The organism is Streptomyces sp. NPDC047014, from assembly GCF_040644195.1.
Taxonomy (GTDB): domain Bacteria; phylum Actinomycetota; class Actinomycetes; order Streptomycetales; family Streptomycetaceae; genus Streptomyces.
The window spans coordinates 28,238-39,039 of the sequence record NZ_JBEYVX010000058.1 but is presented as its reverse complement, the minus strand read 5'-3'; the positions used below and the strand labels follow the sequence as shown (position 1 = coordinate 39,039).

Sequence of the window (10,802 nt, the reverse complement as noted above, 5' to 3'; positions counted from 1 at the left end):
CCCGCCGCCCGCCGGGCCCGCGCCCGCGGCGGCGCCCGCACCGCAGCAGCTCTCCGCCACCGAGGCGGACCAGCTCCTCGACGGCACCCGCCCGCTGCCGAGGGCGGACTCACCCGACCGGCAGCTCACCGGCAAGCTGCTGAGCGCCCCGCACGTGGTGCTCAGCACCGAGGGCGGCCCGCAGCGCCAGCGGCTCATGCAGGACACCGCCGACCGCGCGTCCGGCACCTCCTGGCACGTCAGCGCGCCCGGCGCCCCGGTGCGCACCGCGCTGCGCCGGGCCATGGCCAACCTCAGCGTGGCGAGCCAACTCGGCCAGTACCTCGGCCCGTTCGGCTCGCGCATCACCGGACTGAGCGGCGCGGGACCCTTCCGTACCCACTACCTCAAGGCGGCCATCCGCGGCGAGCTGCACAATTTCCGGGTCGCGAGCGACCCGAAACCCGCCAGCCTCGAAGCCACCATCGGCAACGAGCACCGCGTCACCGGCAGCGCGAGCACCGTCTCGCGGACCACCCTGGGCCTCCAGGGCGCCGACACACCGCTGCAACAGGCTCCGGGACAGCCCGCGGTGGCCGGCTCGTACGCGACCGCCCTGCAGTACGCGCGGGGCAAGGGCAGCGGCGTCGCGCAGACCCTCACCCGGGGACGCAACACCACCCTCGCCTACGCCGGCCGCATGTACCTCGTGGTCGCCGACGCCGCGGAGACCATCGCGGTGCGGGACCGCTGGACCGCCGCCATGGGCACGGTGGGCACCCGGGCCGGACAGCGGATCAGCTCCTCCGCCGGCCGGCTCTCCGAGAAGATGGGCCGCGGCCTCGCACCCCGCCGGGCCGCCGCCGCGCTCCAGCGCATCCGTGACGCGGTGATGTTCCACCTGCCGATGCAGGACGTCATCGAGGCCGGACTCGCCCCGGACGGCCTGAGCACCACCACCCCGCGCAACCTGGGCGGCGGCTACCGCGTGCCCGCCTTCCTGCGCGGACGGCGCTTCCCCACCCACCCCAGCGGCCGGCTCGACGCGAGCCGCGCCGCGCCCCGGCTGCTGGCCGACCTGGAGCGGATCGGGGTGCCCTCGCACGACCGCGAGCAGGTCCTCCAGCGGCTCTCCCCGGACTTCCTCCGGGCCAACCTGCACGAGCTGACCACCGACGGGATGACCCTGCCGGTGCGCTACCGCTCCTGGGCCAGCCCCTTCCGGCTGCCGGTCGGCGGCAGCCCCGGGCAGCTCCGTTTCCAGCTCACCCCGGTCGTCACCACCGTCGACCGGCTGCGCACCGGCTTCGAGCTGGAGGACTACCGCACCACCGCCCGCGACGACGCCGAAGCCGCCACCGAGGACCGCGGCTCCGACGTGACGCTCGCCGCCGGCCAGCGTGCGGCGGACAGCGGTGTCCTCCTCGCCAACCCCTCGCTCCAGGGCACCGCCGCCAAGCAGCGGTCCAGTACCCGTACGCGGACCGCCGGTACCACCGCCATGCCGAACATCGCCACCACCCAGGCGCACGCCGAGATCGTCACCCACTACACCCTGACCGTCACGATGACGGACGCGACCGGCGCCCCGCTCGCCCCCGGCGCCACCGCCGTCCCCGTCGGAAGCCTCCACGAGATGCTGCCGGCCAGCCTGCTCACCCCGGACGGCGCGGGTGCCGACGGGGCGCTCACCGAGCAGGACGTACCCGAACCCGAGCGCGCGGTACGGATCCTGACCGCGGCCCAGGCCCGCCCGGAGGGCATCGACGCCTGGCGCGGCTCCACTGCGGACGGCACCGGTCCGGCCGACCCGGACGTCCTGCCCTTCGACGACCGGATCGGCTCCGGGATCCTCGCCGTGGACATCCGCGGCGCCGCCAACGTGCAGGACGCCCTGACCCTCGCCACCGCCCGCGCCGACGGCACCGGCGACGCCGACCTCGGCACCCGGCACACCGGCAAGGGCCTGGCCGCACGCGTACGCGCCGCCCGCCGCACCCCGCTCACCGGTCTCGGCACCGCCCCCGCCCAGGCCCAGCAGGAGGCCACCACGCAGGTCGGCCTGACCTCCGGTTTCCGCGAGGCACTCGGCGCGCGGGGCTCCGCGCTGCCCACCCAGGCATCCGCGCACCTCTTCGGCCAGTTCCACACCGCCGACTCGCGGCTCTACGCGAAGATGCACCGCGGCGGCGCCCGGCTGCTGGCCGTCGAGAACAAGCCGCGCATGGAGGCCATGCAGCGGGCGAAGACCTCCGACGCGCTGGAGGCCGGCACCGCCGACAACGTCGAGGGCGCGGTGGGCACCGCTCCGCTGGCGGGCAACAGCAACGCGGGTGTCATCAACCCGGGCGCCACCGTCCCGATCGGCGGCGCGAACGACGGCACCGCGCTCAAGGGCACCGCCGACACCACCCTCGGCACCCACCTCAAGGTCGTCACCGAGCGCAGCATGCTCTTCGCACTGCCGGTGACCTGGCTGTCGGTGGCGCAGGCGGACCACCGGATCACGGACAGCCGCCCCTTCCACGCGCTCGGCAAGGCCCGGCGCGGCCCGCGCGCCGCGGAGGCGCGGACCACCGCCCTGGTCTGGCTGCGCGAGGACATCGCCCGCGACTACGGCCTGCTGGACGAGGCCACGTTCCCCGCCGAGGCCGCCTCGGCCTGGGACGACCAGGCCAAGGCGGCGGCCGACCTCGCGGCGGCCGAGAAGGGCTACTACGACGCCCGGGCGCGGTCCCGGGAGGCGTGGCTCGACCTGAGTGCCGAGGAACAGGTCGCCTTCGGCGACGAACACCCGGCCGGGGCGGCGAATCCGGGCGCGAACCCTGCTGCGAATCCGGCAGCGGACGCGGGCGCGAACCCTGCCGCGGACCTGGGCGCGAACCCGGGCGTGAACCCGGCTCCGGCCGCGAACCCGTCCCCGGCCGCGGACCCGTCCCTCGACGTGCCCGTGTCCCCGGCCGTCGTGGCCTGGCAGGCCGCCCGCGCGGAGGTCCACCGCTGGGCGCGGCGCACCGATGCCGCCGCCGCCGACCACCACCGGCTGCACCTCGCCGCCTCCCGCCTCACCGCCCACCACCGGGGGCTGCCCCCGGCCCTGGTGGCGGATCCGGCCGAGGCGTACACCGCGCCGGACTGGCGCTCCGAGGCACCCGCGCCGTACAAGATCACCGCCGGGAAGGGTGCCGCCCCCCGCACCCTCACCTCGCCGGACGGCGCCACCGTGCGCGAGCTGCACGACGTACCGCACGACGGTGCCTCGTTCTTCCACGCGCTGCTCGCCGCCGCCGATGCCCGGGGCCGTCTGCCCCAGCTGCTCGGCCCCGACCTCGCCGGCCGGTTCGCGGCCGCCCCCGGCGACCCGGCGGTCACCGCCGAGGCCATCGGCGCCGCCCGCGACCGGCTCGCCTGGGCGCTGGGCGAGGACGGCAACGAGGACCTGCTCGACTCCCTCGCCCTGGACGCCGAGGACACCTTCACCCAGGAGGAGCTGGACGCCGCGGGCGTGCGGCTCAGCCCGGCGCAGCAGGCCGAGTTCGACGCCTTCGGCCGTCTGCCGCAGACCGTCTGGCCGAGCCCCGGGCAGCGGGCGGCGCTGGCCACCGCGGCCCTGTCCCGCCCGTTCGCGAGCGAGCCCCAGCAGGACGCCACGCAGTCGGCGGACGGCACCCCGGCACCGGCCGGACGCCGCGCGGGCGACCACGGCGGCGCCGACCTGCTGCCCGCACTGGCCGCCCGGGTCCTGGGCGTCCCGCTCACCGTGGTGACCGGTGAGGGCCGCGACCAGCTCTTCCTCCCGCACGGCACCGATCCGGCCGCCGTGGACCCGGTGGCCGATCCGGTCCTCTTCGCCACCGGAGGCTTCTTCCACGCCGCGCTGCCGCCCGGCACCCCGCCCCCGTCCGCCGTCGCGCTGCCGGCCCCGGCCACCACGGCCGGCCCGCGCCCCGCGACCGAGCCGGGATCGGCGCGGCCGTACGTGCACCGCAGCCACACCACCGCGCCCTGGCTGCCGCCCGCCGACAGCAGCCGCCCGCGCTACCGCCTCGACCGCGACGCCGTCCTGACCGCACCCGACGGCGCCACCTACACCCAGGGCGCCCCCACCGGCCGGGGCAACGGCTTCTTCGGAGCCCTCTCCACGGCCCTGCGCGATGCCGCGGACCAGCCAGGACTGGCACAGCACGAGGCGGCCCGGCTGCGCCACCGCGCCGGGGCGCCGGCCACCCGCCTGATGCGCCTCAACGGCCTGCCCGGCGACCCGGCACAGCACGACTCCCTCTTCACGCCCCCGCCCCTGCGGCCCCAGCCCGGCGCGCCCGCGCCGGGCCCGGAGGCCCGCGAGGGACATCTGCGCCGCCACCTGGCCCAGGCCCCGTGGGGCCCGGGGGCGGACCGTGCGGTGGCCGAGTGGGCCGCCGCCGCGACCGGCACCACCCTCACCCTGATCGAGGAGAACGGCACCGCCCACACCTACCCCGGGCCCTCCGCCGACAGTGCCCACCTGCGGCTCCGCCGCCGCGGCGGCGACTTCGTCCCCCTGACCCTCCGTACGCCGGCACCCGCGGCGGAGGTCACTCCGCCGCCCACGTCACCGGCGGAGAGCGGCCTCCCGGCCGTCGTGGAGGAGGAGGCGCGCGAGCTCAGCACCCTGTCCGGCAACGACACGGGCTCGGACGCCCCCACGGCCCCGGACCCGGCCACGGCCACGGCCCCGGACCCGGCGCCCGCGCCCCCGGCAGCCCCGGCCGAACCGGTCCTGCGTCCGTTCAAGCTGGGGGACTTCGAGTTCACCAACCTGAACCAGACGGACAAGTACCTCGACAAGGCGGTCCGGATCATCGAGCTGCTGGACGAGCACCCCACCATCAAGCAGTACGTGGGTGGCCGCCCCGTCCGCATCACCCTGCACCTGCGCACCACCGAGACCCCGGCCGACGTACGCGACCGGGGCACCGAGGGCGTGCAGATCAACCTGGCCAGCTACTACTTCGAGAAGTACGACATCGGCTACATCATGGGCATGCTCGCCCACGAGATCGGCCTGCACCCCCTCGCCTCCCGCAACACGGACATTCCGGAGCAGGAAGAGGCGTACCGGGGGATGCCCCTGCCGGTACCGGGACTGACCGACCTGAAGCCGCCGCGCACCATGAACACCGACGGGGCCGGCCAGGCCGACCACATCATGGCCGCCTATCCCCCCACCATCCGGCACCGCATCTACCGCGACATCGTCATCGAGATGGCGAGGACGCTCGCCCGACGCGCACGCGTCGGCGTGGGCGGGATCAAGGACCGGGACGTCACGGACCTCTTCGAGACCTACCTGATGGATCTCGCCTCCATCGCGGTCACCGGTGACTACCGGATCAACGCGGTCAAGGAGCCCAACAACACGGCGCGGGTCTACAACGCCTACAAGGAGATGCTCCGCACCCAGCTGGAGGGGAACGCCGCTCTCCAGGCGCTCCTGCCGTCGAACAAGACCCTGTTCGGTGTGGCGCGCTCCTTCACCCAGCTCGCGACCAGCATCGCGGCCAACAACCGCGGCGACAGCATCCAGCAGCCCGCGGCCCCGGACCAGCCCGCGGGCAACGCCGACGAGGCTCGCCCCAGGCTTCCCGAGTCCGGTGCCGGTACGGGCACGGCGCCGCGGACCGAGTCGTCGATCACCCCGCCCACCGCGTCGCCGGGGCACGGTGTGCGCGACCGCCGTCCGCGGTTCGTGGTGCGGTCCGGCTTCGATGCCCGGCGGTTCTCTTACCGGGGCGAGCCGGTCACCGACCTCACGGTCCGCATCGCGCTGCGCGGCACGAACGAGCAGGCCAGCCATGTGTTCGGCCAGCTCCAGGCGGGTGTGGAGGAGTTCCTGAACGCCCCGGAGCACCACCTGCCGAACGGCGACCGTCTGCACGTGACCGTGGAGCTCGTCGATCCCACGGACGCACCGCACCTGACCGTCGACCTTGCGGGCCGCGACCGGGCGATGGACCAGGTCACCTGGTGGGCCGATGCCGCGCCGGTGCAGTTCGTGCACGAACTCACCCACCAGCTCGGCCTGCGCGACGAGTACCGGGACACCGATTCCCCGCAGCGCCCCCACATCCTCGGCAGCCTGCTGGGCGACATGGACGAGGCTCCCGAAGACAGTTCCCTCGCTCCTGCGGGCCTTCGCGACCGGCATCTGGCCCTGCTCGGCGCGCTCATCGGGGATGTCACCCCGGCGTCCCAGCAGGACGACGACGGCACTTGGGCGCAGGCCCGGGATACTGCCGCCAAGGAACTCCGCGAAGCCGTGTGGGTCGACCCGGTCTCCCTGCCCCGGCCCGCAGACAGCACGACAGCCACCGAGATCCCGGCCCACATGCAGCAGGACCAAGATCAGGACCAGGCGCCTGCTTTGCGTCCGTTCAAGCTGGGGGACTTCGAGTTCACCAACCTGAACCAGACGGAGAAGTACATCGACAGGGCGGTCCGGATCATTGGACTGCTGGACGAGCACCCCACCATCAAGCAGTACGTCGGCGGCCGCCCCGTCCGCATCACCCTGCACGTCCGTACGACCGAGACGCCGGCCGACGTCCGGGACCTAGGCGACGAGGGCGTGCAGATCAACCTGGCCAGTTATTACTTCGAGAAGTACGACATGGGTTACATCATGGGCATGCTGGCCCATGAGATCGGCCTGCACCCTCTCGCCTCCAAGAACACGAAGATCCCGGAGGAAGAGGACCTTTACGCGAGGATGCCGCTGCCCGTTCCGGGCTTGGAGACCTTGAAGAATCCGCGTTTCATGAACACGCTGGACGCGGGCCAGGCCGACCACATCATGGCTGCCTTCCCGCACACCATCCGCCATGGGATCTATCGGGACATCGTCGTCGAGATGGCCGAGGTTATGGCCCGGCATGCACGTGTGAACGTGGCGGGTGCCAAGGCCAAGGACGTCACGGATCTGATCGACACGTACTTGATGGATCTCGCTTCCATCGCGGTCACCAACGACCACCGTGGCAAGGCGGTCCTGGACCCGGCCTACACGGCACGGGCGTACAACGCCTACAAGAATCAGCTGGCTGAGCATCTGCCCCAGACCAGCCCGGTCCGTGCCCTGTTGCCCTCGGACAAGAGCCGGTTCGGTGTCCTGGGGGACTTCACGCGACTCGCCAGCAACGTCGGTACCTATAACAGCGGCGATAGCATCCAGCGGCCCGCCGTCGCCCCGACTCCGGCGCCCGGAAGCGCTGACGAGGCGCGCCCGCGGCTTCCTCAGGCCGACAACAACACCGCCGACACGACACCCACCCCGGCCCAGCCTGTCCTGCGTCCGTTCAAGCTGGGGGACTTCGAGTTCACCAACCTGAACCAGACGGACAAGTACCTCGACAAGGCAGTCCGGATCATCGAGCTGCTGGACGAGCACCCCACCATCAAGCAGTACGTGGCCGGCCGTCCCGTCCGCATCACCCTGCACGTGCGGACCACGGAGACGCCGGCCGATGTCCGGGATCTCGGCGATCAGGGTGTGCAGATCAACCTGGCCAGTTACTACTTCGAGAAGTACGAGACGGGTTACATCATGGGCATGCTGGCTCATGAGATCGGCCTGCATCCCCTGGCTTCCCAGAACACCAAGATCCCGGAGGAAGAAGACCTTTACGCGAGGACGCCGCTGCCCGTTCCGGGCCTGGAGACCTTGAAGAACCCGCGTTTCATGAACACCTTGGATGCGGGCCAGGCCGACCACGTCATGGCGGCGTTCCCGCACACCATCCGCCACGGCATCTATCGCGACATCGTCGTCGAGATGGCCGAGGTTATGGCCCGGCACGCACGTGTGAACGTGGCGGGCGCGAAGGCGAAGGACGTCACGGACCTGATCGACACCTACCTGATGGATCTCGCTTCCATCGCGGTCACCAACGATCACCGTGGCAAGGCGGTCCTGGACCCGGCCTATACAGCACGGTCCTACAACGCCTACAAGAGCCAACTCGCTGAGCACCTGCCCCAGAACAGTCCGGTCCGTGCGCTGCTGCCCTCGGACAAGAGCCGGTTCGGTGTCCTGGGAGACTTCACGCGCCTGGCCAGCAATGTCGGTACCTATAACAGCGGCGACAGCATCCAGCGGCCCGCCGCCGCCCCGACCCCCGCACCCGGCAATGACGGCGAGGCCCGCCCCCGGCTTCCCCAGGCTGACGGAAACCCCACCCCCGACACCGCACCCGCGGCAGCGGAGCAGGTACTCACCCCCTTCAAGTCGGGGAACTTCGAGTTCACCAACCTCAAGCACACGAACGGGGCGTACCGCGACAGGGCGGTCCGCATCATCGAGCTGCTCAGGAAGCACGACACGATCCGCGACTACATCGGCGGCCGTCCGGTCCGGATCACCCTGCACGTGCGCACGACGCAGACCCCGGCCGATGTCCGCGACCTCGGTGATCAGGGCGTGGAGATCAATCTGGCCAGTTACTACTTCGAGAAGTACGACATGGGCTACATCATGGGCATGCTGGCCCATGAGATCGGCCTGCACCCTCTCGCCTCCAAGAACACGAAGATCCCGGAGGAGGAGGACCTGTACGCGGGCATGCCCCTGCAGGTGCCGGGTCTGGAGACCTTGAAGAATCCGCGTTTCATGAACACGCTGGACGCCGGTCAGGCCGACCACATCATGGCCGCCTTCCCCCACACCATCCGCCACGGCATCTACCGCGACATCGTCGCCAAGATGGCCGAGGTACTGGCGGAGGAGGCGCAAGCGGGTGAGGACGGCGCGAGGGCCAAGGACGTCACGGACCTGATCGACACCTACCTGATGGACCTGGCCACGATCGCGCTCACCAACGACCGGCGCAAGGACGCCGCCTGGGAACCCCGCTACACGGCGCGGGTCTACAACGCCTACAAGGAGCAGTTCGCCGCGCGGCTGGACCAGAACAGCCCGGTCCGGCCGCTCCTGCCGGCGGACAAGAGCTGGTACAACGTCACCAACAACTTCATCGGCCTGGGCGCGAGCTTCACCTTCAACAACCAGGGCGACAGCATCCAGACCGCCCCCGCTGCGCAGAACAGCGCGGCACAGAGCAGCGCGGCACAGAACAGCGGTGTGAGCGGCGAAGAAGGCCCCCGGCTCCCCGAGACCGGCGCCGAGACCGGCACCGACGCCGGACCGCGGACCGGCACGGCCGGCTCACCGGGGCCGAGGCGCCCCCGGGACAGCCGCCCCCGCTTCGTGGTGCGCTCGGGCTTCGACGCCCGGCGGTTCACCTACGACGGCGATCCGGTCACCGACCTCACCGTCCGCATCGCGATGCGCGGCACCGGCGAACAGTCCGCGCTCGCCTTCGAGCGGCTCAAGGAGGGCGTCGGCGCAGTCCTCAACGCCCCCGGCCACCGGCTGCCCAACGGCGACCTGCTGCACGTCACCGTCGAGCTCGTCGACCCCGCCGCATTCCCGCACCTGACGGTGGACCTGACGGGGCGCGACCGGGCGATGGACCAGTACACGTGGTGGGCGGACGCCGACCCGGTGGAGATGGCGCACGAGCTGACCCATCAGCTCGGACTGCGGGACGAGTACCGCGACGCCGACGCTCCGCACCGCCCGCACATCCCCGGCAGCCTCCTCGGTGATCTGCGGGCCCGGCCCGAGGACGCCTCGCTCACCCCCGCGGGTCTTCGGGGCAGGCATCTGGCCCTGCTGGGTGCGCTGATCGGGGACGTACACCCGCAGCCCGATTCCGGCGGGCAGGACGAGGAGCGGACCTGGGACGCGACGCGTACCGGCGCCGAGCCGGTCCTGCGGACGTCCGTCTGGGTGGATCCGGTGTCCCTGCCGCGACCGCAGGCCGGCGCCGACAGCACCGGCGGCAGCCACGCCACCGACGGCACCGCCTCCACCGAGGTCCCGGCGCGCATGCCGCAGGAACCGGACGCGACGCCCCCCACCGGGCCCTTCGTGATGGAGAACTTCGAGTTCACCAATCTCAAGCGGTCGAACGAGCGGTACCGGGCGAAGGCCGTCCAGATCATCGAGCTGCTCAGGGACCACCCGACGATCAAGGCGTACGTCGGTGAGCGCCCCGTCCGTATCACCCTGCACGTGCGCACCACCGAGACCCCGGCCGACGTACGCGACCGGGGCGACGAGGGTGTGCAGATCAACCTGGCCAGCTACTACTTCGAGAAGTACGACATCGGTTACATCATGGGCATGCTGGCCCACGAGATCGGCCTGCACCCCCTCGCCTCCCGGAACCCGGACATCCCCGGCGAGGAGGAGATGTTCCAGGGCGTTCCGCTGCCCGTTCCCGGGCTGGGGGACCTCAAGACGCCGCGGATGATGAACACCGACGGCGCGGGGCAGGCCGACCACATCATGGCGGCGTTCACCAGCAGCACGCGGCACGGGATCTACCGGGACATCGTGCTGAAGATGGCGGAGATGATGGCCGTGTTCGCGCAGGCCCAGGTGCCGGGGGCCAAGACCCAGGACGTCACGGACCTGATCGACTGCTATCTGATGGACCTGGCCTCCATCGCGATCACCAGCGACTACCGGGTGAACGCGGCCAAGGAACCGGCCAACACCGCCAAGGTCTACAACGCCTACAAGGCGCTGTTCGCCGCGCAGATGGCCGAGGACAGCCCCGCCCGCGGCCTGCTGCCGGCGGACAAGGGGAGGTTCGGCGTCATACGGGACTTCGCCGCCCTGGCCGCCAGCCTCGCCGCCAACAACCGGGGCGACAGCATCCAGCCGCCCTCCACGGCAGCCGAGGAGCGCCCCCACTGAGCCCTCGGCTCAGCGGTACGGC

At 72.0% G+C, this 10,802-nt stretch carries 1 pseudogene; it reads left to right on the top strand.

From position 1 onward, the window contains the following. Nucleotides 1–10,780, top strand: a pseudogene (locus ABZ873_RS24980) (hypothetical protein); the annotation flags it as partial. Between the last annotated feature and the right edge of the window lie 22 nt (nucleotides 10,781–10,802).